Source organism: Paraconexibacter algicola (assembly GCF_003044185.1).
Lineage (GTDB): Bacteria > Actinomycetota > Thermoleophilia > Solirubrobacterales > Solirubrobacteraceae > Paraconexibacter > Paraconexibacter algicola.
Genome location: NZ_PYYB01000002.1, coordinates 125,748 through 151,982 on the forward strand (window position 1 = coordinate 125,748; position 26,235 = coordinate 151,982).

Below are 26,235 nucleotides of genomic sequence, written 5' to 3' on the forward strand. Positions count from 1 at the left end.
CGGTCACTCCGGGCTGTCCGGATGGCCGCCGGCGGTCGGGCCGCGCCACGGGACGGGCGCCACGACGTCCTCGATCCGGCGCACCGCGACCCGGCGCAGCGCGGCCCGCTCGCGGAGCATCACCCCCAGCAGCGGCAGCGCCGAGGCGAGCCCGCCGAGGTGGGCGCGCAAACGGCGCTCGCGGGCCGCGTGCAGCGTCCAGGCGAGCTGCCGGTAGACGACCGGTCCCGCCCACCGCCACGGCCACGCGCGGGCGACGAGCAGCAGCGTGTTGCGGGCCACCCAGCCGCTCACCGGGCGCGCGAGCTGCCCGCTGGAGCCCCCACCCGCGTGGCGGGCGACGGCGGGCTCGTAGCCGCAGCGCCAGCCGGCGAGCGCCAGGCGCAGCCCGAGCTCGACGTCCTCGAGGTAGGAGAACAGCCGCTCGTCGAAGCCCCCGACCGCGAGCACCGCGTCGCGGCGGTACAGGGCGGCGCCCGCGCAGGCGCTGAAGACCTCGCCGGGGACGTCGAAGCGACCATCGTCCGGGCGTCCGGCGCCGCGCTGCTCGCAGACCCCGTCGCGGCGCAGCCGGTCGCCGGCGTCGTCGACGGTCCCGGGGTCGTCCAGGCGCACGAGCTTCGACGCGACGCTCGCCAGCCGCGGGTCGCCGTCGAGCCGGTCGGCCAGGCGGGCGTGCCAGTCGGGGGCGAGCTCGACGTCAGTGTTCAACAGGGCGATGCGCTCCCCGTGGGCGACGGCGATCCCCCGGTTGGCGGCGGCCGCGAAGCCGCGGTTGCGGTCCTCGCGCAGCACGACGACGTCCGGTCGGGTGGCGGCGAGCCAGTCGGCGGTCCCGTCACGGGAGCCGTTGTCGACGATCACGAGCTCGTCGAACGGCCGCTCCTGGGCGTCGATCGACGCGAGCAGGCCGGGCAGCCAGCCGCGACCGTTCCAGGCGGGGACGACCGCGGTCGTCCTCACGACCGCCGCGCGCCGGGGCCGGGGCGGCGACCGCGGGCGCGCGGCCGGTCGGCCGCCGGCGGGCGGCGCGCGGGGACCGGGGCGTCGCGCGCGTCGCGGATCGCGGCCTCGACCGTCGCGGCGAACGCGGCGCGGAAGACCGCGACGTCGAACCGCCGGGCGTTCTGCACGCACGCGTCGGGGTCGACGGAGAGCGGGTCGAAGCGCCGCACCGCGGCGCACAGCGACGCGACCGTCGGCTCGTCGTAGAACGTGCCCGTGCGGCCCTCGATCACGGTGTCGCGCACGCCGCCGGCGCGCAGCGCGATCACCGGCCGTCCGGCGGCCTGCGCCTCGACCGCCGCGATCCCGAACTCCTCGGTCGCGGTGACGACGAGCGCCCGGGCAGCGGACAGCCGCCGGGCGACCTCGGCGTCCGGGAGGTGCCCGACGACCTCGACGGTCGGGCCGGCGAGCCGGCGCAGGCGGCGCAGGTCCGGGCCCTGGCCGATGACGGTCAGCGGCAGCCCCATCTGCGAGAACGCGCGGACCGCGAGGTCGATCCGCTTGTGCGGCATCAGCTGCGAGAGCACGACGTAGCGGTCGCCGACGGGGCCGGGCGCGAACCGGGCGGTCTGCACCGGGGGCGCGACCACGACCGCCTCGCGTCCGAGGTAGCGGGCGATCCGCAGGCGCGTCGTCGGCGAGTTCGCGACGTACGTGTCGACGCGCTGCGCGGCGATCCAGTCCCACTGGCGCCATCGGGCGAGCACCGTGCCCAGCACGGCGCGCCCGATCGGCCCGCGGGCGCCGAGCGTCTCCTCGCGGGCGTTCCACGCGTACCGGAACGGGTTGTGGCAATAGCAGACGTGGACGGCGCCCTCGTCGGGGATGACGCCGTGCGCCCAGGCGCTCGAGCTCGACACGACGAGGTCGTAGCCGCGCAGGTCGAGGCCCTCGACCGCGGCCGGGTAGAGCGGCAGCAGCGCCCGGAACCAGCGCGCGGTCGGGCGCAGCCGCTGCAGCCAACTGGTGGTCACGCGGCGGCGGGCGAAGCGGCCGCGCGTGCCGCGCTCGTCGTAGACGGCGGTGAAGAGGTCGGCGTCCGGATAGAGGTCGCAGAGGACCGCGAAGACGCGCTCGGCGCCGCGGGCGTCGAGCAGGAAGTCGTGCACCAACGCGACCCTCGGTGGTCGAGACCCCTCCATCCGCGGCGAGTCTATGCGACCGCCCGGGGGGCTACGGTGCGGAGGATGAGGGTCGGCGTCGACGCCCGCGCGCTGGCCGGACACCGGGGCGTCGGGCGCTACGCCCGCGCGCTGCTGGACGCGATGGCCACGGCGTTCCCGCAGGACGAGCACCACGTCGTCGCCCACGGGGCGGGCACCCCGTCGCCGGGTCGGACGATCGTCCACCGCACGCGGCTGCCGCGTCGGGCGGCCTACGCGACGGCGGCGCTCACCGGGCGCCCGCGCCTGGACCGCCTGCTCGGCGGCAACCTCGACGTGGTGTGGCTCCCCGCCCCCGCCCCGGTCGCCGTCACCGCCGGCGTCCCGGTCGTCCTGACCGTCCACGACCTGTCGTTCTGGGAGCGTCCCGGCGACTTCACCCGCTACGAGCGGGCCTGGCACGTGCTCGCGCGTCCCGACCGGCTCGTCGCGCGCGCCGACCGGCTGCTGGCCGACAGCGCCGCCACCCGGGACGCGCTGCTGGCCCGCCGCCCCGGGCTCGCCGACCGGGTGGTGGTCGTGCAACCGGGCGTCGCCGCCCCGGCGGCTCCCCCGCCCGGGCCGGTGCGCGACCGGCCGTTCCTGCTGTGGGTCGGGGCGCTCGAGCCCCGCAAGGCCCCCGACGTCCTGGCGCAGGCCTGGGCACTCGCCCGCGCGGGCGGGCTGGACGCCGAGCTCGTCGTCGTCGGCGAGGGCCGCCGGCCGATCCGCGGCCCGGGCGTCGTCGCGCTCGGCCGGGTCGACGACCGGACGCTCGCGGGCCTCTACCGGGACGCGCTCGCGCTCGTCGCGCCCTCGTGGCTGGAGGGCTTCGGCTTCCCGCCGCTGGAGGCGGCCCTCCTGGGGACGCCGTCGGTGCTGAGCGACCTGGCCGTGCACCGCGAGACGCTGCCCGACGCCGCGCTGCACGTCGCACCGGGGGACCCGCGCGCGCTCGCCGACGCGCTCGTGCGGATCGCGGCCGACGCCGCGCTGCGCGAGGACCTCGCCGTCCGGGCGCGCGCGGCGGCCGACCGGCTGACCTGGGAGGCGGCGGCCCGCGCCACGCGCGCCGCGCTCGCCGACGCCGCGGGGGCGTCGCGGTGAGCGTCACGCTCGTCGTCGTGCTGCACGACAGCGCCGCGCCGCTGGAGCGGCTGCTGGCGTCCCTGGAGGCGCACGCGGGGCCGCTCGCGCCGCAGCTCGTCTGCGTGGACAGCGGCTCGCGCGACGGCGGGGCCGGGGTCGCGCTGGCCCGGGCGCACGGCGCGGAGGTGCTCGTGCTCGACGGCAACCCGGGCTTCGGGACGGCGAACGTCGCCGGGCTCGCCCGCGCCCGGCACCCGGTGACCGTGCTGCTGAACCCCGACGTCGAGCTGCTCGACGACCGCGCGCTCCCCGCGCTCGTCGCCCACGCGGCGGGGCACGACGCGCTGCACGTGCCACGCCTGCTGACGCCCGCGGGCACGGTCGAGGACAGCGCCCATCCGCGGCCGGGGTCGCCCGGCCACGCGCTGCTGGCGCTGGCGCACCCGCCGCTGCTGCCGCGGCGGCTGCGCGAGGCCGCACAGCCCTGGCGGGCCGACCGTCCACGGACCGTCGGCTGGGCGATCGCCGCGTGCGTGGCCGCGCGGACCACGACGCTGCGTGAGCTCGGACCGTTCGACCCGGCCGCGTTCCTGTTCTTCGAGGACCTCGACCTCTGCCTGCACGCGGCCGCGACGGGCCGGCCGACGGTCCTGCACCCGGACCTCGCGCTGCGGCACGCCGGACGCCACAGCACGGGACCCGCGTTCGGCGGCGAGCCGGTCGCGCTGCTGGCCCGACGGCGCCGCCACGTGGTCGCCACCCGGCTCGGCGCCCGCGGCCTGCGACGCGACGACCGGCTGCAGGCGGCGACGTTCGCGACCCGGCTGCTGGCGGCCCGCCTGCGCCCGGGCGCGGACGCGACGCTCGTGCGCGCCCGCCGCGACGCGTTGCGCGCGGCGCGCCGCGCCGCGCCGGACGCGCGCGCCGTGCTCGCGGCGGACCCGGCTCAGAACAGGCCGAGCTGACCGTCGGGCGGCGGGCCCGCCGCGGGATCCGGGGCGACGGGCGGCAGCGGCGCCGCCGGCGGCACGACGACCGGCCGGGGCTGCTCGGGCACCGGCAGCGCCAGCAGTCCGGGCAGGCGCGCGAGGTCGCGGCGCAGCAGCTCGAGCGTCTGCGGCCGGTAGAGCGCCGCGGCCGGGTGCAGGACCGGCAGGACGCGCACGCGACGGCCGGCGAGCTCGACGACCTCGGTGCGCCCGTGCACCCGCAGGATCGGCTCGGCGACGCCGCGCACCACGCGGGTCGCGACCGTGCCGAGCGTGCAGACGACCCGCGGGGCGACGAGCTCGACCTGGGCCAGCAGGTGCGCGCGGCACCGCTCGAGCTCCGCCGGGGCCGGGTCGCGGTTGTCCGGGGGCCGGCACAGCAGCGCGGTGGTCGTCCACACCGCGGCCGGGTCGATGCCGGTCTCGCGCAGCAGCTCGTCGAGCACGCGGCGGGGACGGCCGAGCAGCGACACGCCCCGCTCGTCCTCCTCGCGGCCCGGGGCGTCGGCGACGACGAGGAGGTCCGCGTCGGGGTCGCCGCTGCCGAACACGACCTGGGTGCGCGTGGCCGCGAGCTGCGGGCAGCGACCGCACCCCCGGGCCCGCGCGGCGGCCTGCGCGATGGCGTCTCGGCGCTCGTCGGGAGACGACACGCGGCGATCGTACCGTCCGCCCGGGGGATCCCCGTCGACCGTCGGGGAGACACCGGCGAGGCAGGTGTTGCGCATCGAGGCCCGGTGTGTACTCTCCGTGACGAGGCCGTCACCGATGCCCGGGACGGACCTCGGCAGTCCCCGCAGGACCAGGCAGCACACCCCTCACCACACGCGACCGGTACCCCCCTTCCGGGGACTGGACCGAGATCTCCCATGGAGACATCCCCCACTTCCGGGGCCGACCAGGGCCCCTGCCGCTGTGCGCTGATCGGCGCCGGCCGCGTCGGCTCCGCGCTCGCGCGGGCCCTGCCCGCCGTCGGCGTCGCCGTGCACGGCCCGCTGGGCCGGGAGGCGACCGTCCCCGCCGAGGCGACGGTCGCGCTGCTGTGCGTCCCCGACGCGGAGATCGCCCGTGCGGCCGCCGCGATCACCCCCCGCCCCGGCCTGCTCGTCGGCCACTGCTCCGGCGCGACCGGCCTCACCGCGCTGACCGGCGCCGGGCACGAGGCGTTCTCGCTCCATCCCCTGATGACGGTCGCGGGCCCGGACGCCGTCTTCGCCGGCGCGGGCGCCGCGGTCGACGGCAGCACCGACGCGGCGCTCGCCACCGCGCGCGAGCTGGCCCGGACGCTCGGCCTGCGGCCGGTCCGCATCCGCGACGAGGACCGCGTCGCCTACCACGCGGCCGCCTCGATCGCCTCGAACTTCCTCGTGACGCTGCAGGACGCCGCCGAGCGGCTGCTGGCCACCGCCGACGCCGACCGCGAGCTGCTCGTCCCGCTCGTGCGCGCCACCGTCGAGAACTGGGCCGCGCACGGCCCCGAGCGGGCGCTCACCGGCCCGATCGCCCGCGGCGACGTGGCGACCGTCGCGGCGCAGCGCGACGCCGTCGCGGACCGCACCCCGGAGCTGCTGGCGCTGTTCGACGCGCTCGCGGACGCGACCCGGTCGCTCGCCGACCGCCGGACGGTGGTGACGGGCTGATGCGCACCGTCCGGACCGTCGCCGAGCTCCGCGCGCTGCTGCTGCCCGACCGTCGGGCCGGCCGCCGCATCGGCCTCGTCCCGACGATGGGCGCGCTGCACGACGGGCACCTCTCACTGCTGCGTCGGGCCGCGGCCGAGACGGAGGTCGTCGTCCTGTCGCTGTTCGTCAACCCGACCCAGTTCGACGAGGCGTCCGACCTCGCCGCCTACCCGCGCGACGAGGCCGCCGACGCGGCCCTCGCCGAGCACGCCGGCTGCACCGTCCTGTTCGCCCCGTCGGTGCACGAGGTCTACCCCGACGGGTTCTGCACGATCGTCACGGTCGACGGTCCGCTCACCGGCACGCTCGAGGGCGCGCACCGCGGCGCCGAGCACTTCCAAGGCGTCGCGACGGTCGTCACCAAGCTGCTGAACATGGTCGGGCCCGACGTTGCGTTCTTCGGCCAGAAGGACGCGCAGCAGGCGCTCGTCATCCGCCGCCTCGTGCGCGACCTCGACATCCCGGCGCGCATCGAGGTCTGCCCGACCGTCCGCGAGGCCGACGGCCTCGCGCGCTCGAGCCGCAACGTCCGCCTGCACGGCGAGGACCGTGACCGCGCGCTCGCGCTGCGCGCCGCCCTGCGTGCCGCCGAGGACGCGGTCGCCGGCGGCGAGCGCGACGCCGCCGCGGTGCGCGACGCCGCCCGCGCGGCCATGACCCCCTTCTCCGTCGACCCCGAGTACCTCGCGGTGGTCGATCCCGACACCCTCGTCCCCCGGACGGCGATCGACGGCGACACGCTCGTCGCGGTGGCCGCACGGGTCGGCGAGGTCCGACTCATCGACAACACCCTCATCCCCTCTCCCCGTTGAAAGGCACCTGAGCCCCCATGCAGCGCGTGATGCTGAAGTCGAAGATCCACCGGGCGACCATCTCGGACAGCGATCTGCACTACGTCGGGTCGATCACGATCGACGCCGACCTGCTGGACGAGGCGAACATCCTGGAGCACGAGCAGGTCCACGTCGTGGACGTCGACAACGGCGCCCGCTTCGAGACCTACACGATCGCCGGCGAGCGGGGCTCGGGCGTCATGCAGGTCAACGGCGCCGCCGCCCGCCTCGTGCACAAGGGCGACACGATCATCGTCATCTCCTACGGGCAGTACGACGAGGCCGACCTGGAGCACTACGAGCCCCGCGTCGTCCACGTCGAGAAGGGCACCAACCGCGTCATCGACGTCGACACCGCCGTCGCGACCCTGCTCACCTGAACCCACGAGGATCAAGGACTCCCCCTCATGTCCACCTTCCCGCAGGTCTCCGTCCCGGCCGACGCGTCGCGGCTGCCGGTCACGCTCCCCCGGCTCATGGAGAAGCGCGCGCTCGGCGAGCCGATCGTCATGGTCACCGCCTACGACTACCCGTCGGCGGTCGCGGTCGACCGGGCCGGCGTCGACGTCGTCCTGGTCGGTGACAGCGGCGCGATGACCGTCCTGGGCTACGACTCGACGGTCCCGGTCTCGCTCGACGAGATCCTCATGCTGGCCAAGGCCACGCGCCGCGGCCTGAAGACGCCGTTCCTCGTGGGCGACCTGCCGTTCGGGTCCTACGAGATCAGCGACGAGCAGGCTGTCGCGACCGCGATGCGGTTCGTCAAGGAGGCGGGCTGCGACGCGGTGAAGCTCGAGGGCGGCGGCCCGACCTCGGTCGCGCGCGCCCGGGCGATCGTGTCAGCCGGCATCCCGGTGATGGGCCACGTCGGCCTGACGCCGCAGACCGCGACCGCCCTGGGCGGCTACAAGGCGCAGGGCAAGAGCGCGCTGGCCGCCGAGCGCGTCGCGCGAGAGTCGTTCGCGCTGCAGCAGGCGGGCTGCTTCTCGATCGTCTTCGAGGCGATCCCGAGCGCGGTCGCGGAGATGATCCACGAGCGGCTCGAGATCCCGGTGATCGGGATCGGGGCCGGCCCGAACGTCGACGGTCAGGTGCTCGTGTTCCACGACCTGCTCGGCATCCGCGAGGGGCGCGGCGCGAAGTTCGTGCAGCGCTACGCGGACCTGCTGGACGACATGGCGGCGGGCGTCGGCGCCTACGCGGAGGACGTGCGGACCGGCCGCTACCCGGGTCCGGAGCACGGCTACGCGATCGAGCCGGTCGAGCTCGCGGAGCTGCGCGAGCGCCTCTAGCGCGCCCCGCGGCGACCTGCGGCCCGTTCGTGCGTTCCGGCACGAGCGGGCCGCGCGCTTTCACATCGCGTTAACCCGCTAGCCTGCCCGGGCCATGGCGCGACTGTCCTCCATCTTCGCCCCCAAGGACCGCGAGTTCTTCGACATGTTCGAGGAGGCCGCCGTCAACGGGGTGCGGGCCGCCGACCTGCTCGACCAGATGCTGCGCGGCTGGCCGGACACGGCCGACCTCGCGCGCGAGATCCTCATCTGCGAGCAGAACGGGGACCGGATCACGCACGACATCATCAAGCGGATCAACGAGACGTTCGTCACCCCGATCGACCGGGAGGACATCCTCGAGCTCGCCTCCAAGCTCGACGACATCGTCGACCACACGGAGGAGGTCGCCGACATGCTGGGCCTCTACAAGATCGAGGCCCCGATGGAGCAGGCCCAGCGCCTCTCCCACATCCTGCTGCAGTCCACGCGCCAGCTCGCGGAGGCGATGCCGCGGATGCGCGACTTCCAGGACATCAACCACTACACCGTCGAGGTCAACCGCCTCGAGAACGACGGGGACCGCATCTCGCGCGACGCGATCGCGTCCCTGTTCGACGGCGGCATCGACCCGATGGTCGTGATCCGCTGGAAGGACATCTTCGACGGTCTCGAGGCCGCGATCGACGCCACCGAGCACGTCGCGAACACGCTCGAGGGCATCGTCATCAAGAACGCGTGAACGAGCTCGGGGGCCCGGCTCGCCGACCATCTGGCCGGCTGCGCCACCCCTAGAACGACCCAAGGAACATGGACGGCGACATCATCCTCGTCATCGTCATCGTCACGGCGCTGGCGTTCGACTTCACCAACGGCTTCCACGACACCGCCAACGTCGTGGCCACCGCGATCTCCACGCGCGCGGTCGCCCCCCGGGCCGCCGTCGCGTTCGCGGCGATCCTGAACTTCATCGGCGCGTTCCTGTCCCTCGAGGTCGCGGCGACCGTCGGCAAGGCGATCGTCGAGGCGGACGCGATCACCCCGACGATCGTGTTCGCCGGCCTCGTCGGCGCGATCGCGTGGAACATCGCGACCTGGTGGTTCGGGCTGCCGTCGAGCTCCTCCCACGCGCTGATCGGCGGCCTCGTCGGCGCCGCGTTCGCCGCGAAGGGCCCCGACGCGATCCTCGGCGAGGGGCTGCTCGGCAAGGTCGTCATCCCCGCGTTCGTCGCGCCGATCCTCGCGTTCCTCGTCGCCGGGCTGTCGATCCTGCTCGTCTACCGCATCGTCGGGCGGCTGCGGCCCGGCCCCGTGACCCGGGGCTTCAAGGCGGGCCAGCTGCTCTCCGGCGGTCTGCTCGCGCTCTCGCACGGCACCAACGACGCACAGAAGACGATGGGCATCATCACGCTCGCGCTGGTCGCGCACGGGGACATCCCCGCCGACGACTTCCACGTGCCCTTCTGGGTGGTGTTCGCGAGCGCCAGCGCGATCGCGCTGGGCACCTACTCGGGCGGCTGGCGGATCATCAAGACGCTCGGCACGAAGATCATCAAGATGGACTCCGCCCAGGGCTTCTCCGCCCAGGGGGCCGGCGCCGCGGTGATCCTCGCCGCCTCGCACGCGGGCTACCCGCTGTCGACGACGCACACGATCTCCGGCGCGGTGATGGGCGCAGGCGCGGCGAAGCGGCTGAGCGCGGTGCGCTGGGGCGTCGCCGGGAACATGGTGCTCGCCTGGGTGCTGACGATCCCCGCGGCCGGCCTGATCGGCGGCGCCTCCTACGGGCTGACCGCGATCTTCGGCGACGGCGCGGTCGGTCCCGTGATCGTGATGACGCTGCTCGTCATCTCCCTGTCGGTGGTGTTCGCCAAGCGCGCGGAGGGCAAGCACGCATGACCCCGATGCTCGCGAAGATCGTCGACGTCGAGACGCTGTGGCAGACGATCTGGTCGGCGACGCTCACCGGCGTCGGCGTCTCGGTCGTCTTCGCCCTGACCGTGGTCGGCTTCACCCGCTGGACCGACCTGCGCCGCGACGGGCGCACGGCGCCCGCCCTGGCGTACGGGCTGCTGGCGCTCGCCGGGGTCGCCGGGACCGCCGGGTCGATCGTCTACGCGATCGTCCTGATCACGTCGAAGTAGCCCCGCCGGACGGTCAGGACCGGCCGCGCGGCGTGCGACCGTCACCGCGGATCGGCGGCGACGGGGACGCGTAGCGGCCGCGGACGGGCCGCTCCTGCGGCTCGCCGGCGTCCGGCGTCCCGGACGGGGTCGCCCCGCCGGCCGGGCCCGGGGCGGGCGCGTCGGGGCGGGCGGTGCGGCCGTCGCCCGCGGCGGCCTCCGCGGCGAGGATCCGCGCGACGCGCTCGGCGATCTCCTGCGCGGCCTCGTCGGTCTCGGGACCCTGGGTGCGCAGCCGGGACTGCACGGCGCCGACCGTCGTGGCGTCCGCGATCCGCTTGTGCGCCTGGCGCAGCTCGGCCTGCACGGCGATCCCGAACTCGCGCAGCTGGTCGGTGGCGGCCTTGACCGCCTCCTGCATGGCCTGGCCCTCGGCGCTGGCCCGGTCGGCCTGCTGCACCGCCTCGCGCAGCAGCTGGTCGGCCTGCTGGCGGACCTCGCGCTGCGTCTCGCGCGCGTTGCGGCGCGCCTCGACGAGCTCGGTCTCGCCCTGGGCGCGCAGCTCCTGCGCGGTCTGCTCGGCCTCCGCGAGCAGGCGCTGCGCCTTGATCTGCGCCTCCTGCAGCACGCGGCGCTCGAGCTCGGCGGCGCGCTGCTCGCGTGACGCGTCGAAGCGGGCGCTCTCGGCCTTGGCCTCCTCGAGCTTCTGGGTCGCGGCCGCGCGGATGCGCTCGGCCTCCTGCTGGGCGGCGCTGCGCACGGCGGCGGCCTCCTGCTCGGCCTGCGCGCGCAGTCGGCCGGCGTCCTGGCGGTCGACCGCCGCCTGCTCGCGCAGCTCGACGAGCTCCTGCTCGGCGGCGTCGCGGGCGGCCCGGAGCTCCTGCTCGACGGTGAGGCGGCGCGCCTCGAGCTGCGACTCGGTCTCCCGGCGCAGCGCCTCCGCGTGCTCCTCGGCGGGCCGGCGCAGCTCGGCGACCTCCTGCTCGGCGTCGGCGCGCAGCTGGGCGATCTCCCGGTCGGCGCCGTCGCGCAGCGCGGCGAGCTCGCGCTCGGTGTCGCGGCGCAGGTCGGTCAGCTCCTGCTCGACCGCGGCGCGCGTGGCGGCGGACTCCTGGGCGGCGTGCACGCGCACGGCCTCGGCCTGGGTGCGCAGCGTCTCGGCCTGCTCGCGGGCCTCCTCGAGCTCGGCGCGTGCCTCCTGCAGATCGGCGTCGAGGCGGGCCGCGGCCTGCGCGGTCGTCTCCTGCGCCTCGGTGCGGGCGGCGTCGAGCATCGCGGCCGCACGGGATCGCGCGTCCTCCAGCGCGGTGGTGGCCTCGACGCGGGCGGCCTCGAGCAGCTCCTGCGCCTCGCGGCGCGCGTCGGGGACGGCCGTCTCGGCCTCGGCCCGGGCGGCGGCGACCTCGGCCTGCGCCTCGCGGCGCAGCGCGGCGAGCTCGTCGCGGACGGCGGCGACCTCGGCGTCGACGTCGGCGCGCAGCGCGGTCACCTCCTGCTCGGTGCGCTCGAGCGTCTGCGCGGTGTCGCGCTCGGCGCCCAGGCGCAGCTGCGCGGCGTCCTGCTCGGCGGCGGCACGGACGCTGGCGGCGGTGTGCTCGGCCTGCGCGATGATCGCGGCCGCGTCGCGCTCGGCGACCTCGCGGATGGCGGCGGCGCGGGCCCCGGCCTGGACCTGGAGGTCGTCGGCGGCGCGCCGCGCCTCCTCGGCGATCCCGGCCGCCTCGGCACGGCGGCGGGCCTCCTCCTCGGCCTCGGCGGCGAGACGGGCCTGCTCGGCGGCCTCGCGGCGCTCGGCCTCGGCACGCTCGGCGGCCTCGCGGGCGGCCTGCTCGGCGGCGGCGCGCTCGGCGGCCTCGCGCTCCTCGCGGGCGGCCTGCTCGGCGGCGAGGCGCTCCCGCTCCGCCGCGCGGGCGCGGGCGGCCTCGTCGGCGCGGCGGTCGGCTTCGGCCTGCTCGGCCGCGCGACGCTCGGCGTCGGCGCGACGCTGCTCCTCGGCGCGGCGCTCGTCGTCGGCGCGCCGCTGGGCCTCGGCGGCCTCCTCGTCGGCGCGGCGACGGGCGTCGGCCTGCTCCTGCTCGCGGCGGCGGGCGTCCTGTGCCGCGTGGTCGGCGCGGGCGCGATCATCGTCGCGGCGGCCGTTGGGCGCGGTGACCGGCGGGAGGTCGGAGACGAAGGTCCGGTGGCGGACCGTGAGCTCCCAGCCGGTGCCGCCCTCGGGCAGTTCGACCGACCGCTCGCGCACGACGTCGACCTTGCCGAACCGGACCGTGAGGTTGGCCAGCAGCGTCCCCCGATCCGGGCCGCTGACCGTGACGAGGTTGGCGTCGGAACCCATGAACCCTGAACGTACCGGACGCGGCCGTCGCGAAGGGGTCCGAACCCTCAGTTTGCGGAGGCTTCCACCGTCTTCAGGACCTTCGCGGGGGCGCCCGCCGCGATCGAGAACGGCGGCAGATCCGTGGTCACGACGCTGTTGGCGCCGATGACGCAGCGCTCCCCGATCGTGACGCCGCTGGTGATCACGACGTTCGCGCCGCACCAGACGTTGTCGCCGACGACGGTCGGCCCCTTGCTGGTGAAGCCCTGCCACGGCACGGGCTTCTCGAGGTCGTCGAAGCGGTGGTTGCCGTCGGTGACGAGGCAGCCGTTGGCGAACATGCAGTGGGCGCCGATCTCGACCCGGTCGACCGCCGCGACCTGCACCCCGAGGTTGAGGAAGGTGCCGGTCCCGATCGTGATCGTGCCGCTCCCGGTGAGCCACACCCCCGGCTCGAAGAGGACGTGCGGCCCGAGCGTCAGGCGCCCCTCGCGGAGCATCGCCAGCGCCTCGCCGTGCAGCGGCCCCTTCGCGAAGCACTCCCGGCGCGCCAGCTCGGCGTGGAGCCGGGCGATGCGCCAGGGCAGGCGGTCCCCGCGGTAGTAGCGGAGCTTCTGCAGCCACAGCACGGCCTGCGCACGGGTCATCACGGGAGCCTCGCAGACCCGCGGGAGGCGGTGGGGTCGGCCGGCGCGGTAGGTTGCCCCGCGCGTGCTGCTGCGACTCTTCTCCTACGCCTACTGGGCGGTCATCGGGATCACCTGCCCGATCTTCTTCGTCGGGGCCGTCCTCGTCTGGCTGGTGACGCTGCCGTTCGACCGGCGCAAGGTCGTGCTGCACATGTACTCGTGCGCGTGGGCGCTGTTCTACGTGACGCTCAACCCGATCTGGCGGCTCGACGTCCGTGGGCGGGAGCACCTGCCGTGGCGGGGCCCGGCGGTGATCGTCGCCAACCACGCGTCGCTGATCGACATCCTCGTCCTGTTCGGGCTGCTGCGCCCGTTCAAGTGGGTGTCCAAGGCGGAGAACTTCAAGATCCCGTTCGTCGGCTGGAACATGACGCTCAACGGCTACGTGCCGCTGGTGCGCGGCGACCGCGCGTCGGTGATCGACATGCTGGCCACCTGCTCGCGGCTGCTGCAGTGCGGCAACCCGGTGCTGTTCTTCCCCGAGGGGACGCGGTCGAAGGACGGACGGCTGCGCCCCTTCAAGGACGGAGCGTTCGAGCTGGCGATCCAGCACGGCGTGCCGCTGATCCCGGTCGCCGTGGACGGGACCGCGCAGGCGCTCCCCAAGCACGGCATGGTCCTCGAGGAGCACGTCCGGGCGACGGTGCAGATTCTCGAGCCGATGGACCCGGCCGACTACGCCGACGTCGCCGCCCTGCGCGAGGCCACCCGCGAGCGGATCGCCACCGCGCTCGGCCAGCACTGACGGACGGGCCACCGCCCCGGCCCCTACCCAGCCCCGCCGTGCCCCGCCGTGCCCCCACCGTGCCCCGCCGCGGGGGGTGAACGGACATTTCCAGACCCTGGAGGGGCTGAAAATGGACAGTCTCGAGCCCTTGTCGGGAATCCGGCCTCCACGCTGTCCATCTCCCGCCCCCGGAAGGGCTGGAAATGTCCGTTCACCCCGTAAGTGCGGGCGGGGCCGGTGGGGCCGGCCGGGCGGGGCTGGCGGGGCTGGCCGGGCCGGCCGGGAGCGGCTGGACCGGCCGGCGCGCCGATCGCGGCCCGCCGGAACAGCACGACCAGCCGCGCCACCCCGGGCCGCCACCCGGCCGGCCCGCCACGGACCCGCCGGGATGCCCGCCGGCCTCAGGCGGCCGCGCCGGCGGGCTTGCGGCGCGCCGGCTTCGTCTTCTTCTTCGCGGCGGCGGCCGGGGCCGCGGGGCTCGCGGCGGGGTCGAGCAGCTCGGCGAGGAACCTGCCGGTGTGCGAGGCCGGTTCGGCCGCCACGTCCTCCGGGGTGCCCTGGGCGACGACCTGGCCGCCCTCCTCCCCGCCCTCGGGCCCCATGTCGATCAGCCGGTCGGCGGTCTTGATCACGTCGAGGTTGTGCTCGATCACGACGACCGAGTTGCCCTGGTCGACGAGGCGGTGCAGGACCTCGAGCAGCTTCTGCACGTCGGCGAAGTGCAGGCCGGTCGTCGGCTCGTCGAGGATGTACAGGGTCTGGCCGGTGCCGATCTTCGACAGCTCGGTCGCGAGCTTGACGCGCTGCGCCTCGCCACCCGACAGCGTCGTCGCGGGCTGGCCGAGCCGGATGTACCCGAGACCGACGTCGTTGAGGGTCTCGAGCCGCCGCCGGATCTTCGGGATGTTCTCGAAGAACACGACCGCCTCCTCGACCGGCATGTCGAGCACGTCGGCGATCGACTTGCCCTTGAAGCGGATGTCGAGGGTCTCCTTGTTGTACCGCTTGCCGTGGCACTGCTCGCACGGCACGTACACGTCCGGCAGGAAGTGCATCTCGATCTTGATCTGCCCGTCACCGGCGCAGACCTCGCAGCGGCCGCCCTTGACGTTGAACGAGAACCGGCCCGCCTTGTAGCCGCGGGCCCGCGCCTCCTGCGTCTTGGAGAACAGGTCGCGGATGACGTCGAAGAGGCCCGTGTAGGTCGCCGGGTTGGAGCGCGGCGTCCGGCCGATCGGCGACTGGTCGACCTGGATGATCTTGTCGAGCGCGTCGAGCCCCAGCACCGCCGTGTGGGAGCCCGGCCGGTTGCGCGCCCGGTGCAGCTTGTTGGCGACGGCCTTGTAGAGGACCTCGTTGACGAGCGTCGACTTGCCCGAGCCCGACACGCCGGTCACGCACGTGAGCGTGCCGAGCGGGACGCGCACGTCGACCCCGCGGAGGTTGTGCTGCTTGGCGCCCCGGATCTCCAGGTGCCCGCTGGGCGTGCGCCGCTGCGCCGGCACCTCGACCCGACGGGTGCCGGCGAGGAACTGGCCGGTCAGCGACTTCTTCACCTTCGCGACCTGGGCGGCTGTGCCCTGCGCGATGATCGCCCCGCCGTGCTCGCCCGCCCCCGGTCCCATGTCGACGACGTGGTCGGCGGCGATCATCGTCTGCTCGTCGTGCTCGACCACCAGGACGGTGTTGCCGAGGTCCCGCAGCCGCTCGAGCGTGGCGATGAGCTTCGTGTTGTCGCGCTGGTGCAGGCCGATCGACGGCTCGTCGAGCACGTAGAGGACGCCGACGAGCGCCGAGCCGATCTGCGTCGCCAGGCGGATCCGCTGCGCCTCGCCGCCGGAGAGCGTCGACGCCGCCCGGTCCATCGAGAGGTAGCCGATGCCGACGTTGTCGAGGAACCGCAGCCGCTCCTCGATCTCCCGGAAGATCAGCCGCGCGATGTGCCGCTCGGTGTCGGTGAGCTCGACCTCGTCGAGCCACACGAGCGCCCGCTTGACCGAGAGCGCACAGAACTCGTGGATCGCGTAGCCGCCCACGAGCACCGCGCGCGACTCGGGCCGCAGCCGCGAGCCCTTGCACGCCGGGCACGGGCGCATCGACATGAACTCCTCGATCTTGTCGCGCGACCACTCCGAGTCGGTCTCGCGGTAGCGCCGCTCGAGGTTCGGGATGACCCCCTCGAACTTCGTCGCGTACGACCGCTTGCGCCCGTAGCGGTTCGTGTACGTCACGCCGACGGCGGTGCCGCGGGTGCCGTGCAGGAACACCTCGCGCGCGTCCTCGTCGAGATCGGCCCACGCGGCGTCGAGGTCGATGTCGTAGACCTCGCTGAGCGCGATCGACATCTGCTCGTAGTAGCTCGAGCTCGACCCGGCCCACGGCGCGATCGCGCCCTCGTTGATCGACAGCGACGCGTCGGGGACGACCATCTCCGGGTCGATCTCCATCTGGTGCCCCAGCCCGGTGCACCGCTCGCATGCGCCGTGCGGCGAGTTGAACGAGAAGATCCGCGGCTCGAGCTCGGCGATCGACGCCCCGTGGTCGGGACAGGCGAACTTCTCCGAGTAGAGCGTCAGCACGGGCTCGCCGTCGCCCTCGCGCGGGACCGTTTCGATCTCGACCATCCCGTCCGCGAGCGCGACCGCGGTCTCGATCGAGTCGGCGAGCCGCTTGCGGATTTCGGGGCGCATGACGAGTCGGTCGACGACGACCGAGACGTCGTGCTTGAACTTCTTGTCGAGGACGATCTCCTCGTCGGCGAGCTGCCGCAGCTCCCCGTCGATCTTCACGCGCGCGAAGCCGTCGGCCTGCAGCTCCTCGAAGACCTTGCCGAACTCGCCCTTGCGGCCGCGCACGATCGGGGCGAGGACCATGAAGCGCGTGCCCTCGGGCTGCTCCATGACCTGGTCGATGATCTGCTCGGCGGACTGCCCCTGGATCGGCTTGCCGCAGATGTGGCAGTGCGGCCGCCCGATCCGGGCCCAGAGCAGCCGCAGGTAGTCGTAGATCTCGGTGACGGTGCCGACGGTCGAGCGCGGGTTGCGCGACGTCGTCTTCTGGTCGATCGAGATCGCCGGCGACAGCCCCTCGATCGAGTCGACGTCCGGCTTGTCCATCTGCCCGAGGAACTGGCGCGCGTAGGCGCTCAGCGACTCGACGTAGCGGCGCTGCCCCTCCGCGTAGATCGTGTCGAACGCCAGCGACGACTTGCCGGAGCCCGAGAGCCCCGTGATCACGACGAGCGCGTCGCGCGGGAGCGTCACGTCGATGTTCTTGAGGTTGTGCTCGCGAGCACCGCTGACGACGATCTGGTTGCGCTGCGCCATGGACACATAAGCGTACCGGAGCGAACAGATGTTCCCCCAGGTGTCCCGGCGACCTGCGACGCTTGTCGGGATGCGCACCGGTGTGCTGTCCGGCGTCGCCGCCTACGGGCTGTGGGGCCTCTTTCCCCTGTACTTCCCGCTCGTCGACCGTGCGGGCCCGGTCGAGCTGCTCGCCCACCGGATCGGCTGGTCGCTGCTGTTCGTCGGCGCGTTCCTGGCGCTCCGGCGGCAGCTCGGCCCGGTCGGGGCGCTGCTGCGGGACCGGCGGCGCCTGCGCCTGCTGACGCTCTCGGCGGTGATGATCGCCGGGAACTGGGGGCTCTACATCTACGCCGTGACGACCGACCGGGTGATCGAGGCGGCGCTCGGCTACTTCATCAACCCGCTGCTGAGCGTCGGTCTGGGGCTGGCGCTGTTCGGGGAGCGGCTGCGGCCGGCGCAGACGGCCGCCCTGGGGCTGGGCACCGTGGCGGTGGTCGTCCTCGCCGCCTTCTCCGCGACCGGGTTCCCGTGGATCGCGGTCAGCCTCGCGGTCCTCTTCGCCGGCTACGGGCTCGTGAAGAAGCTCGCGGACGTCGGGGCCGCGGAGGGCCTGATGGTGGAGACGCTCGTGCTCGCCGGGCCCGCCGCGCTGTTCCTCGGCGTGCTCGCCGCCCGGGGGGACGGCACGTTCACCACCGAGGGGGTCGGGCACGCGCTGCTGCTGGTGGCGGCCGGGCCCGTGACGGCGATCCCGCTCGTGCTGTTCTCGGCCTGCGTGACCCGGGTGCCGCTGTCGACGGTCGGGCTGCTGCAGTACCTCGCCCCCGTCCTGCAGTTCCTGATCGGCTGGCTGGTCGCCGGGGAGACGATGCCGGCGGCCCGCTGGGCGGGCTTCGCGCTCGTGTGGACGGCGCTGGTGGTGCTCAGCGCGGACGCGCTGCGGGCGTCGGCCGCCGGGCGCCGAGCGGCGACCAGCGGCGACGCGGAGCCTCAGCCGATGGTGGCGTAGACCTCGTCGAGCAGCGCGGCCCGGTCGGCGAGGTCGAAGTTCTCGCTGAGGTATGTGTCGGTCTCCTCGCGGCTGGAGCCGTTGAGCGCCATGTTCAGCGCGATCAGCCGGGCGCCCTCGACGTCCCCGCCCTCGGCGGGTGCGGCGTCGGCCTTCGGGGCCTCGGCGGGAGCCGCCGTCTCGGTGGAGGCGAACAGGCCGGGCGCCTCCTCGGCGGCCGCGGGCTCCTCGACGGGCGCGGCCTCCGGCTCGGCCGCCGCGGCGGCGGGCTCGGGCTCCGGGTCGGCCGCGACCGGTGCGGGCGCCGGGACCGGCGGCAGCGGCTCCACCGTGGAGCCGGCGGCCCCGTAGAGCTCGCCCATGTTGCCCTGCAGCAGCGTGAGGTCCGCGTTGAGCCGGTTGGCCCCGGTGCGCAGGCTCTCGATCAGGGCGCCCAGCTCGCTCTCCATCGCGTCGACCCGCTGCAGCATCAGCTGCGTGGACTCCGCGACCTTGCCGACGTGCTCGGCGCTCTTGGCGACCGCGTCGTCGCGGGTGCCCTGCGCGTCGCTCTGCGCCTCGGCGCGGATGCGGGCGGCCTCGTCCTGCGCGGCAGCCTCGATGGCGGCGGCGCTGGACTCGGCGGCCTCGACGATCGAGCGGACCTGCTCGGACGCGGCGAGCGCCAGCGACGCGGCGCCGGCGGACGCGGGAGCGCCCTTGGCGCGCTTCAGCTGCTCGACCTCGGCGCTGATCGCCGCGAGGTGCGCGTCGACGGCCTCGGGCTCGTAGCCGCGGCGGCCGATGGGGAAGTCCTTCTTCTCGATGGACTGCGGGTCCAGTGCCAAGCCTTCTTCACCTCTGAGGTTTCGTTGCGGGGTGGCGGGCGCGGGCTAGCCTAGCGCGCCGCGCGGCGTCGGGCCCCCGCCTCGCGGCCAGCGGCCGACCGGCCTCGGGGCAGGCGGCCTCAGGGCAGGCGGACGTCGTCGCCGTCCCGCACGACGAGCCCGTCGCGCACGAGGCCGTCGAGCGCGCGGCGCAGCCGCTGCGGGTCCATCGCGGGCAGCGGCCCGCCCGCGGCGAGCGCCTCGACGATCCGGCCCCGGGCCCAGCGGTTGGTGTCCTCGAACCGCTCGCGGGTCCCGCCGCGGGCGCGCGGCGCGATCTGCACCCGGCCCGCGGAGGCGCACCGCTTGGCGACCGGGCAGCCGTCGCAGGCGGCGTCGCGCGCCCGGCAGACGGTGGCGCCGAGCTCCATCATCGCCTGGTTCCAGTCCGCGGCCCGGCCGGGCGGCAGCAGCGCCTCGGGCTCCCCCCGTCCGAGCCGCTGCGCGACGCGGCGCACGTTCGTGTCGACGGCCGCGACCTGCTCGCCGAACGCGAACGACGCGACCGCGGCGGCGGTGTACGGGCCGACGCCGGGGAGCGCCCGCAGCCCGGCGGCGGTGCGCGGCCAGCCGTCCCGGGCGACCACGCGGCAGGCCTCCTGCAGTCGCACCGCGCGGCTGTTGTAGCCGAGGCCGACCCAGGCCGCGAGCACCTCGGCGGTCGGGGCGGCCGCCAGCGACGCGTCGTCGGGCCAGCGGTCGAGCCACGCCTCGTAGCGCGGCACGACCCGCGCCACCTGGGTCTGCTGGAGCATGACCTCGCTGACGAGGATCGCGTACGGGTCGCGGGTCCGGCGCCACGGGAGGTCCCGGGCGACGCGGCCGTACCAGTCCAGGACGGCCGCGTGCAGGTCGGCCTGCGCCACGCCCGCTCAGGCGCCGGCGGGCGCGTTGTTGCGCGCGGTGGCGAGCTCCCGGTTGAGCCCGCGGATCTCGTCGCGCAGCCGGGCCGCGTACTCGAACCGCAGCTCCTCGGCGGCGGCGAGCATCTCCTCCTCGAGCTCGGCGATCGCCTTCTCGAGCTCGCCGGTGGACATCCCGTCGGTCTTAAGCTTCTTGCGCTCGCTGCGCTTGCGGCCCTTCGGCGTCTTGCCCTCGGCCATGAGGAACTCGGCGATGTCGCTGACGCCCTTGACGATCGACGCGGCGGTGATGCCGTGCTTCTCGTTGTAGGCGAGCTGGATCTCGCGCCGCCGCTCGGTCTCGGAGATCGCGGCGTCCATCGCGGCGGTGCGCTTGTCGGCGTACATGATCACGGTGCCGTCGGCGTTGCGCGCGGCGCGGCCGATCGTCTGGATGAGCGAGGTCTCCCCACGCAGGAAGCCCTCCTTGTCGGCGTCGAGGATCGCGACGAGCGACACCTCGGGGATGTCGAGGCCCTCGCGCAGGAGGTTGACGCCGACGAGCACGTCGTACTCGCCGAGCCGCAGGTCGCGGATGATCTGGATGCGCTCGAGCGTGTCGACCTCGCTGTGGAGGTAGCGGACCTTGAAGCCCATCTCCAGCAGGTAGTCGGTGAGGTCCTCGCTCATCTTCTTCGTCAGCGTGGTGACGAGGACGCGCTCCTCCTTCTCGACCCGCGTGCGGACCTCGTTCATGAGGTCGTCGATCTGGTTCTTCGTCTCGCGGACGTCGATGTGCGGGTCGACGATCCCGGTCGGCCGGACGATCTGCTCGACGACCTCGCCGCTGTTGCGCCGCTCGTACTGGCCGGGGGTGGCGGAGACGAAGACGATCTGCGGCGTGATCGAGAGGAACTCGTCGAACTTCTGCGGGCGGTTGTCCATCGCCGACGGGAGCCGGAAGCCGTAGTCGACGAGGGTCTGCTTGCGCGAGCGGTCGCCCTCGAACATGCCGCCGATCTGCGGCACGGTCTGGTGGGACTCGTCGAGGAACACGACGAAGTCGTCGGGGAAGTAGTCGACGAGGCAGTACGGCCGCTCGCCGGGCCGCCGTCCATCGAGGATCCGCGAGTAGTTCTCGATCCCGTTGCAGAAGCCCATCTCCTTGAGCATCTCCATGTCGTACTGCGTGCGCTGGCGCAGCCGGTGGGACTCCAGGAGCTTGCCCTCCGCCTCGAGCTCGGTGCAGCGCTCGTTCAGCTCGCGGCCGATCTCGGCGACGGCGGCCTCGATCTGCCCCTCCTTGACGTTGTAGTGCGTCGCGGGCCAGATCGAGACGTGCTCGAGGTCGTCCTGCAGCAACTCGCCGGTGAGCGGGTCGAAGTGCTGCAGCCGCTCGACCTCGTCCCCGAACAGCGTCGCGCGGTAGGCGGACTCGGCGTAGGCGGGGAAGATCTCCAGCGACTCGCCGCGGACCCGGAACGAGCCGCGGCCGAGCGCGGTGTCGTTGCGCACGTACTGGATCGACACGAGCTTGCGCAGCAGCGCGTCGCGGTCGATCTCCTCCCCCTTGCGCAGCGTCTGGAGGTTCTCGTCGTAGGTCTCGGGCGAGCCCATGCCGTAGATCGCGGAGACCGACGCGACGATGAGGACGTCGCGGCGGGCGAACAGCGCGGCGGTGGCGGCGTGGCGCAGCCGGTCGATCTCCTCGTTGATCGCCGAGTCCTTCTCGATGTAGAGGTCGCGGCTCGGGACGTACGCCTCGGGCTGGTAGTAGTCGTAGTAGGAGACGAAGTACTCGACCGCGTTGTCGGGGAAGAACGTGCGGAACTCGTTGCACAGCTGGGCGGCGAGCGTCTTGTTGTGCGCCATCACGAGCGTCGGCCGCTGGAGCTTCTCGATCGTGGCGGCCATCGTCATCGTCTTGCCGGTGCCGGTGGCGCCCAGGAGCGTCGTGAAGCGGTCGCCGCGCTCGACGGCCGCGGCGATCTTCTCGATCGCCTGGGGCTGGTCGGCGGCGGGGCTGAACGTCGAGTCGAGGCGGAAGGGCGGCACCGACCGAGGGTAGCGAGCGCCCCGACCGGTTCCTGTCCTAGATGCCGGCCCCGACGCGGGCAGGTGCCGTCCGCCCCGCTTCTGCGACACTCCGCGCGGGGGTCCACCGCACGACGAAGGTGCAAGGACGTGGGACGACGAGGGAGCCGGACCCGGCGGCAGGAGGCCGCGCCAGCACGATGAGCCTGCCGCGACCCATCCCACCCGCTCGTGACACACCGATTTCAGGGCCGCCATCGGACCCCGCCCCGGTCCGTCATGACCGCCGTGCCCCGGGTCACGGCCGTGCCGCAGGGATCGCCGCGCGGCTCTCGGCGGAGCCCGGGAGCGTCGACGAGCTCACGCGCCGGGAGGGCGCCGTCACGCTCGCGCGCGGTCGCCTGGCCCTCACCACGGCCACCGCGGCCGCCGCGTTCCTCGGCCCGACCCGCGAGGACGGCCTGTGGGTCCTGCTCGTCCTCGGCGTCGCCTGGACGCTGTGGACGAACCTCCGCGTCCTGCGCCACCGGCGGCTGCCGCTGCCGCTGCTGTGGTGCTCGCTCGTCGACGGACTGTTCGTCGCCGCCGCGTTCCCGCTGAGCGGCGGGACCGACAGCCTCGTCGCCGTGCCGCTGATCGCCATCCCGTCGCTCCTCACGGTCCTGTACACGCCGCGCGAGACCGGGCTGCTCCCGGTCGTCCCGTACCTGGCGTTCCTCGCCTGCGCGATCGTCGAGATCGCCAGCGGCGACGGGGACGCGGCCCGCACCCTGCTGGTCGTCACGCTCGCGCTCGCCGCCACGATGGTCATCGCCGTGCTCGCCAGCCGCGTCCGCGTCCGGGCCGCGGCCCGCACGAGCGAGCTGTACGCGCTGCGCCGCGGTCTGCTCGCGCAGGCGCTCGCGGCGGAGGAGCGCGCCAGCCGGCGGCTCTCGGAGGCGCTGCACGACCACGCGCTGCAGACGCTGCTGGCGGCCGCCCAGGACCTCGGGGAGGTCGTGCCCCGGGACGACGCCTCCCGCGCGACGCTGCTGCACGCGCAGCGCAACCTCGCCGACGGGATCGGCGACCTGCGCCGCACGGTCCGCCAGCTGCACCCGATCACGCTGTCCAGCGGTGGCCTGGCCGGGGCGATCGCGCGCCTGGCGCACGAGCAGGCCGAGCGCACCGGCTTCGAGGCCCGGGTCGACGTCGACGAGGCCGCCTGCGGACGCCACGACGAGCTCGTCTTCTCGCTCGTGCGCGAGCTCGTCACCAACGCCGCCAAGCACGCCGACGCCGACCAGGTCGTCGTCCGCGTCGAGGCGACCGACGGCTGGATCGACCTCGAGGTCGTCGACGACGGCGTCGGGATGGCCGACGGCCGCGAGCAGGAGGCGGTCGGCGACGGGCACATCGGCCTGGCGTCCACGCGCGAGCGGGTCGAGGCCGCGGGCGGCTGGCTCGTCGTCGAGTCCGCGCAGGCGCGCGGGACCGCGGTGCGCGTGCGGCTCCCGGGCTGACGGCGGGCGCGCGGCGCGCCGCCGCTACAGGCCGAGCTCGGCCGCGTAGCTCGTGCGGTAGTCGCGGCGGGCCTGCTGGACCTTCGCGACGTAGGTGCGGGTCTCCGGGAACGGGATGTCCTGCACGCGCAGCTGCCCGCCGCGCTCGGAGCGCCAGCGGTCGACGTTCCCCTCCCCGCCGTTGTAGGCGGCGAGCGCGAGCGTCGTGTTCCCCTCGTACTTGTCGAGCAGGTAGCGCAGGTAGTACGAGCCGTAGGAGATGTTGACCTGCGGCGTCGAGAGGTCCCCGGTCTCGAACGTGACGCCGCCGGACTTGTCGGCGATGTAGTGCGCGGTCGCGGGCGTGAGCTGCATCAGGCCCTTCGCCCCGGCCGAGGACGTCTGGTCGCGGAAGTGCGACTCGGCGAAGATCACCGCGGCGATCAGCGCCGGGTCCAGGCCCTTGTCGGCGGCCTGCTGGCGGATGATGTCCTCGTGCTTCAGCGGCAGGGTGATCTCCTGCACCGCGTCGTTGAACGTCGGCGCGAGCAGCGTGCCGCCCCCCGCGAGCGACAGCAGCGCGGTGACCACCAGCGCGGCACGACGCCGGCGCAGCTGGCGCCGGCGGGCGGCGGCCGCCCGCCGGGCCGCGAGCGCGTCGACGCGCCGCCGCTGGGCGGTGCGGGCCCGCGGGGCGGGGCGCGGGGCGGCGCGGTGGGTGGCGGTGGCGGGACGCGGGCTCATGCGGCGGCAGCACGGAGTCTGACGTGCGGGCCCGACGTCTGCGTGACTTCAGGCCCGTCCCCCTTCTCTACGCCGCCCCAGCGGGCGTTCCTGCCGGCGGCGGTCCTTCAGGCGCCGGACGCCGCGGTGACCGCGGCCAGCACGGCGGCGAGACGGTCCTCGAGCTGCGCGACGTCCCCGTCGTTGACGACGTGGTGCGTGGCGCGCGCGGCCTTCTCCTCCTGCGTGAGCTGCCGGGAGGCGCGCTCGTCCACGGCGGCGTGGCCGCGGGCGGCGGCCCGGGCGGCCCGGACCTCCTCGGGCGCGGTGATCGCGACCGTGGCGTCGTAGGCGCCCTCCATCCCGGCCTCGAACAGCAGCGGCGTCTCGACGACGGCCGCGACGGGCGGCGGGTCGGCATCCTGCGCCGCCTGGCGGAACGCGACGACGCGCGCCCCGACGCGCGGCCACAGCAGCTGCTCGAGCCACTGACGCTCCTCCGGGGCGGCGAACGCGGCGCGCGCGACCGCCTGGCGGTCGACGACGCCGTCGGGGGCCACCTCCGGGCCCCAGCGCTGCACGACGAGGTCGCGGACCTCGTCGTCGGCGTAGAGCTCGTGCACCACCGCGTCGGTGGAGAGGGTCACGGCGCCCAGCCGCTGCAACGCGGCGAGCGCCGTGGACTTCCCCGCGCCCAGTCCGCCGGTGAGACCGATGAACGGCACCGGCGCCGACCCGGCGCGGGGGTCCGACACGCTGCTAGGCCTGCTCGTCCGTCTCGGGAGCGGGCTCCTGCGGGGCCGCCTCGGCAGCCGGGGCCTCGGCGGCAGGGGCCTCGCCCGCGAAGACGTCCTCGCTGAGCCCGAGGTCCGGCACGTCGTCGAGGCTGCCGGCGCCGGCACCGTCGATGTCGTCGATCCACTCGCGACGCGGGAGCTCCTGCCCCTCGACGCGCTTGACCGACAGCGAGAGCCGGCGGCGCTCGGAGTCGATCTCGAGGATCTTCACGCGCACGTCGTCGCCCGGCTGGACGATCTCGCGCGGGTTCTCGACGTGGTGCGCCGCGAGCTCGGAGATGTGCACGAGGCCCTCGACGCCGTCGAGGATCTCGACGAAGGCGCCGAACGTGACGACCTTGGTGACGGTGCCCTCGAGCTCGTCACCGACGTTGTACGTGTCGACGACGCGCTGCCACGGGTCCTCCTGGGTCTGCTTGAGACCGAGGGAGATGCGCTGGCGGTCACGGTCGATGTCGAGGACCTTCACCGCGACGGTGTCGCCGATGTTGAGGATCTCGGACGGGTGGTTGACGTGCGACCACGACAGCTCGGAGATGTGGATGAGGCCGTCGATGCCGTTGAGGTCCACGAACGCGCCGAAGTCGACGATGTTCGAGATCTGGCCCTCGACGACGAGGCCGGGCTGCAGGCGGTCCAGGATCTCCTGGCGCTGCTCCTTGCGCTCCTCCTCCAGCACGGCGCGGCGCGAGAGCACCACGTTGTTGCGGGAGCGGTTGAGCTCGATGACCTTGCACTCGATCGTCGTGCCCATGTACTGGTCGAGATCGGGCACGCGGCGGATGTCGACGAGCGACGCGGGCAGGAAGCCGCGGACGCCGAGGTCGATGATCAGGCCGCCCTTGACGACCTCGATGACGTGACCCTCGACCGGCTCGCCGGACTCGGCGGCGGCCTCGATGCGACGCCAGGCCTTCTCGAAGCGGGCGCGCTTCTTGGAGACGATCAGGCGACCGTCCTGGTCCTCCTTGGTGAGGACGAGCGCGTCGATCTCCTCGCCGAGGGTGACCTCCTCGTTGGGATCGACGTTCTTGCGGATCGAGAGCTCGTTGTTGGGGATGACCCCCTCGCTCTTGTATCCGATGTCGACGAGGACCTCGTCCTTGTCGATGCGGACGACGATGCCGGAGACGACTTCGCCCTCCTCGAAGGGCGAGAAGGTGGCGTCGTAGTTCGGAACGATCTGCCCGTCGATCTCGAGCAGCAGGCCGTCAGAACCTTCGACGACCTTCGCGTCCGTAGTGGGGTCGGTAGTGATGGTGGTCATTGGTCCGGCAAGGGTAGCGCGATGGTGCGGTCTGCCGC

At 74.3% G+C, this 26,235-nt stretch carries 24 protein-coding genes; 12 read left to right on the forward strand and 12 right to left on the reverse strand.

Features of this window, described 5'->3' with window-relative positions; translation table 11 throughout:
- Positions 1-3: 3 nt before the first annotated feature.
- A complete protein-coding gene (locus C7Y72_RS14535) occupies positions 4-963 on the reverse strand; it encodes a glycosyltransferase family 2 protein (RefSeq protein ID WP_158276873.1) in 960 nt (319 codons plus the stop codon).
- The gene (locus C7Y72_RS14540) at positions 960-2,117 is read right to left on the reverse strand and encodes a glycosyltransferase (RefSeq protein ID WP_158276874.1); all 1,158 of its coding nucleotides are present in this window, start codon (positions 2,115-2,117) and stop codon (positions 960-962) included. The genes C7Y72_RS14535 and C7Y72_RS14540 overlap by 4 nt, the downstream gene beginning before the upstream one ends.
- Positions 2,118-2,195: 78 nt before the next feature.
- Between C7Y72_RS14540 and C7Y72_RS14545 the strand changes: the two genes are divergently transcribed.
- Both C7Y72_RS14545 and C7Y72_RS14550 read left to right on the forward strand, forming a co-directional pair.
- On the forward strand, positions 2,196-3,257 hold the full coding sequence (locus C7Y72_RS14545; protein WP_107569921.1) for a glycosyltransferase family 4 protein: 1,062 nt from the start codon (positions 2,196-2,198) through the stop codon (positions 3,255-3,257).
- A complete protein-coding gene (locus C7Y72_RS14550) occupies positions 3,254-4,204 on the forward strand; it encodes a glycosyltransferase family 2 protein (protein WP_158276875.1) in 951 nt (316 codons plus the stop codon). The genes C7Y72_RS14545 and C7Y72_RS14550 overlap by 4 nt, the downstream gene beginning before the upstream one ends.
- On the opposite strand, the gene C7Y72_RS14555 is transcribed toward C7Y72_RS14550, so the two are convergent.
- Complete coding sequence (locus C7Y72_RS14555) at positions 4,186-4,881, reverse strand: uracil-DNA glycosylase (protein WP_158276876.1); 696 nt, start codon at positions 4,879-4,881, stop codon at positions 4,186-4,188. The genes C7Y72_RS14550 and C7Y72_RS14555 overlap by 19 nt on opposite strands.
- A gap of 216 nt (positions 4,882-5,097) precedes the next feature.
- Here C7Y72_RS14555 and C7Y72_RS14560 point away from each other — a divergent pair, with 216 nt between their 5' ends.
- The 7 genes from C7Y72_RS14560 to C7Y72_RS14590 all read left to right on the forward strand — a co-directional run bounded on the left by C7Y72_RS14560 (position 5,098) and on the right by C7Y72_RS14590 (position 10,158).
- A complete protein-coding gene (locus C7Y72_RS14560) occupies positions 5,098-5,868 on the forward strand; it encodes a Rossmann-like and DUF2520 domain-containing protein (RefSeq protein WP_107569924.1) in 771 nt (256 codons plus the stop codon).
- Positions 5,868-6,722, forward strand: a complete 855-nt coding sequence (gene panC, locus C7Y72_RS14565) for a pantoate--beta-alanine ligase (protein WP_107569925.1) — start codon at positions 5,868-5,870, stop codon at positions 6,720-6,722. Before C7Y72_RS14560 ends, panC begins: the two co-directional genes overlap by 1 nt.
- A gap of 17 nt (positions 6,723-6,739) precedes the next feature.
- Entirely contained in the window at positions 6,740-7,123 is a 384-nt protein-coding gene (gene panD, locus C7Y72_RS14570) for an aspartate 1-decarboxylase (RefSeq protein WP_107569926.1), read from the forward strand.
- Positions 7,124-7,150: 27 nt separating this feature from the next.
- The gene (gene panB, locus C7Y72_RS14575) at positions 7,151-8,035 is read left to right on the forward strand and encodes a 3-methyl-2-oxobutanoate hydroxymethyltransferase (protein ID WP_107569927.1); all 885 of its coding nucleotides are present in this window, start codon (positions 7,151-7,153) and stop codon (positions 8,033-8,035) included.
- Positions 8,036-8,129: 94 nt separating this feature from the next.
- Entirely contained in the window at positions 8,130-8,756 is a 627-nt protein-coding gene (locus tag C7Y72_RS14580) for a DUF47 domain-containing protein (RefSeq protein ID WP_107569928.1), read from the forward strand.
- A gap of 68 nt (positions 8,757-8,824) precedes the next feature.
- Positions 8,825-9,913, forward strand: a complete 1,089-nt coding sequence (locus C7Y72_RS14585) for an inorganic phosphate transporter (protein WP_107569929.1) — start codon at positions 8,825-8,827, stop codon at positions 9,911-9,913.
- Positions 9,910-10,158 carry a hypothetical protein gene (locus tag C7Y72_RS14590; RefSeq protein ID WP_107569930.1) on the forward strand — a complete coding sequence of 83 codons (249 nt, stop codon included), beginning with the start codon at positions 9,910-9,912 and terminating at the stop codon, positions 10,156-10,158. The genes C7Y72_RS14585 and C7Y72_RS14590 overlap by 4 nt, the downstream gene beginning before the upstream one ends.
- A 13-nt stretch (positions 10,159-10,171) precedes the next feature.
- Here C7Y72_RS14590 and C7Y72_RS14595 read toward each other — a convergent pair whose 3' ends face one another.
- Complete coding sequence (locus C7Y72_RS14595; protein WP_107569931.1) at positions 10,172-12,472, reverse strand: coiled-coil domain-containing protein; 2,301 nt, start codon at positions 12,470-12,472, stop codon at positions 10,172-10,174.
- 47 nt (positions 12,473-12,519) lie between these two features.
- The gene (locus C7Y72_RS14600; RefSeq protein WP_107569932.1) at positions 12,520-13,101 is read right to left on the reverse strand and encodes an acyltransferase; all 582 of its coding nucleotides are present in this window, start codon (positions 13,099-13,101) and stop codon (positions 12,520-12,522) included.
- Positions 13,102-13,165: 64 nt separating this feature from the next.
- Here C7Y72_RS14600 and C7Y72_RS14605 point away from each other — a divergent pair, with 64 nt between their 5' ends.
- Positions 13,166-13,888, forward strand: a complete 723-nt coding sequence (locus tag C7Y72_RS14605) for a lysophospholipid acyltransferase family protein (RefSeq protein WP_199223978.1) — start codon at positions 13,166-13,168, stop codon at positions 13,886-13,888.
- 383 nt (positions 13,889-14,271) lie between these two features.
- On the opposite strand, the gene uvrA is transcribed toward C7Y72_RS14605, so the two are convergent.
- Positions 14,272-17,196 carry an excinuclease ABC subunit UvrA gene (gene uvrA / locus C7Y72_RS14610; protein ID WP_107569933.1) on the reverse strand — a complete coding sequence of 975 codons (2,925 nt, stop codon included), beginning with the start codon at positions 17,194-17,196 and terminating at the stop codon, positions 14,272-14,274.
- Between the two features lie 70 nt (positions 17,197-17,266).
- On the opposite strand from uvrA, the gene rarD reads away from it, so the two are divergent.
- Complete coding sequence (gene rarD / locus C7Y72_RS14615; protein ID WP_199223979.1) at positions 17,267-18,187, forward strand: EamA family transporter RarD; 921 nt, start codon at positions 17,267-17,269, stop codon at positions 18,185-18,187.
- Here rarD and C7Y72_RS14620 read toward each other — a convergent pair.
- The 3 genes from C7Y72_RS14620 to uvrB form a co-directional block, all read right to left on the reverse strand.
- A complete protein-coding gene (locus C7Y72_RS14620; RefSeq protein ID WP_107569934.1) occupies positions 18,169-19,014 on the reverse strand; it encodes a DivIVA domain-containing protein in 846 nt (281 codons plus the stop codon). The two genes, rarD and C7Y72_RS14620, sit on opposite strands and share 19 nt — an antisense overlap.
- A 119-nt stretch (positions 19,015-19,133) precedes the next feature.
- Positions 19,134-19,919 carry an HhH-GPD family protein gene (locus tag C7Y72_RS14625; RefSeq protein WP_107569935.1) on the reverse strand — a complete coding sequence of 262 codons (786 nt, stop codon included), beginning with the start codon at positions 19,917-19,919 and terminating at the stop codon, positions 19,134-19,136.
- Between the two features lie 6 nt (positions 19,920-19,925).
- Positions 19,926-21,950 (reverse strand): excinuclease ABC subunit UvrB, encoded by a 2,025-nt coding sequence (gene uvrB / locus C7Y72_RS14630; RefSeq protein WP_107569936.1) that lies wholly within the window; start codon positions 21,948-21,950, stop codon positions 19,926-19,928.
- Between the two features lie 179 nt (positions 21,951-22,129).
- Here uvrB and C7Y72_RS14635 point away from each other — a divergent pair, with 179 nt between their 5' ends.
- Positions 22,130-23,431, forward strand: a complete 1,302-nt coding sequence (locus C7Y72_RS14635; protein WP_107569937.1) for a sensor histidine kinase — start codon at positions 22,130-22,132, stop codon at positions 23,429-23,431.
- 24 nt (positions 23,432-23,455) lie between these two features.
- On the opposite strand, the gene C7Y72_RS14640 is transcribed toward C7Y72_RS14635, so the two are convergent.
- The 3 genes from C7Y72_RS14640 to rpsA form a co-directional block, all read right to left on the reverse strand.
- A complete protein-coding gene (locus C7Y72_RS14640) occupies positions 23,456-24,154 on the reverse strand; it encodes a lytic transglycosylase domain-containing protein (protein ID WP_107569938.1) in 699 nt (232 codons plus the stop codon).
- Between the two features lie 107 nt (positions 24,155-24,261).
- On the reverse strand, positions 24,262-24,888 hold the full coding sequence (gene coaE / locus C7Y72_RS14645) for a dephospho-CoA kinase (protein WP_233243882.1): 627 nt from the start codon (positions 24,886-24,888) through the stop codon (positions 24,262-24,264).
- A gap of 4 nt (positions 24,889-24,892) precedes the next feature.
- Positions 24,893-26,197 carry a 30S ribosomal protein S1 gene (gene rpsA, locus C7Y72_RS14650; protein WP_107569939.1) on the reverse strand — a complete coding sequence of 435 codons (1,305 nt, stop codon included), beginning with the start codon at positions 26,195-26,197 and terminating at the stop codon, positions 24,893-24,895.
- Positions 26,198-26,235: the final 38 nt, after the last annotated feature.

Excerpts from the sequence above, each read along its gene's own strand:
- C7Y72_RS14640 (WP_107569938.1), bottom strand. The coding sequence starts at position 24,154 with ATGAGCCCGCGTCCCGCCACCGCCACCCACCGCGCCGCCCCGCGCCCC.
- C7Y72_RS14545 (WP_107569921.1), top strand. The coding sequence starts at position 2,196 with ATGAGGGTCGGCGTCGACGCCCGCGCGCTGGCCGGACACCGGGGCGTC.
- rpsA (WP_107569939.1), bottom strand. The coding sequence starts at position 26,197 with ATGACCACCATCACTACCGACCCCACTACGGACGCGAAGGTCGTCGAA.
- rarD (WP_199223979.1), top strand. The coding sequence starts at position 17,267 with ATGCGCACCGGTGTGCTGTCCGGCGTCGCCGCCTACGGGCTGTGGGGC.
- C7Y72_RS14635 (WP_107569937.1), top strand. The coding sequence starts at position 22,130 with ATGAGCCTGCCGCGACCCATCCCACCCGCTCGTGACACACCGATTTCA.
- C7Y72_RS14560 (WP_107569924.1), top strand. The coding sequence starts at position 5,098 with ATGGAGACATCCCCCACTTCCGGGGCCGACCAGGGCCCCTGCCGCTGT.
- C7Y72_RS14585 (WP_107569929.1), top strand. The coding sequence starts at position 8,825 with ATGGACGGCGACATCATCCTCGTCATCGTCATCGTCACGGCGCTGGCG.
- panC (WP_107569925.1), top strand. The coding sequence starts at position 5,868 with ATGCGCACCGTCCGGACCGTCGCCGAGCTCCGCGCGCTGCTGCTGCCC.
- C7Y72_RS14590 (WP_107569930.1), top strand. The coding sequence starts at position 9,910 with ATGACCCCGATGCTCGCGAAGATCGTCGACGTCGAGACGCTGTGGCAG.
- panD (WP_107569926.1), top strand. The coding sequence starts at position 6,740 with ATGCAGCGCGTGATGCTGAAGTCGAAGATCCACCGGGCGACCATCTCG.
- uvrA (WP_107569933.1), bottom strand. The coding sequence starts at position 17,196 with ATGGCGCAGCGCAACCAGATCGTCGTCAGCGGTGCTCGCGAGCACAAC.
- C7Y72_RS14595 (WP_107569931.1), bottom strand. The coding sequence starts at position 12,472 with ATGGGTTCCGACGCCAACCTCGTCACGGTCAGCGGCCCGGATCGGGGG.
- C7Y72_RS14600 (WP_107569932.1), bottom strand. The coding sequence starts at position 13,101 with ATGACCCGTGCGCAGGCCGTGCTGTGGCTGCAGAAGCTCCGCTACTAC.
- panB (WP_107569927.1), top strand. The coding sequence starts at position 7,151 with ATGTCCACCTTCCCGCAGGTCTCCGTCCCGGCCGACGCGTCGCGGCTG.
- C7Y72_RS14580 (WP_107569928.1), top strand. The coding sequence starts at position 8,130 with ATGGCGCGACTGTCCTCCATCTTCGCCCCCAAGGACCGCGAGTTCTTC.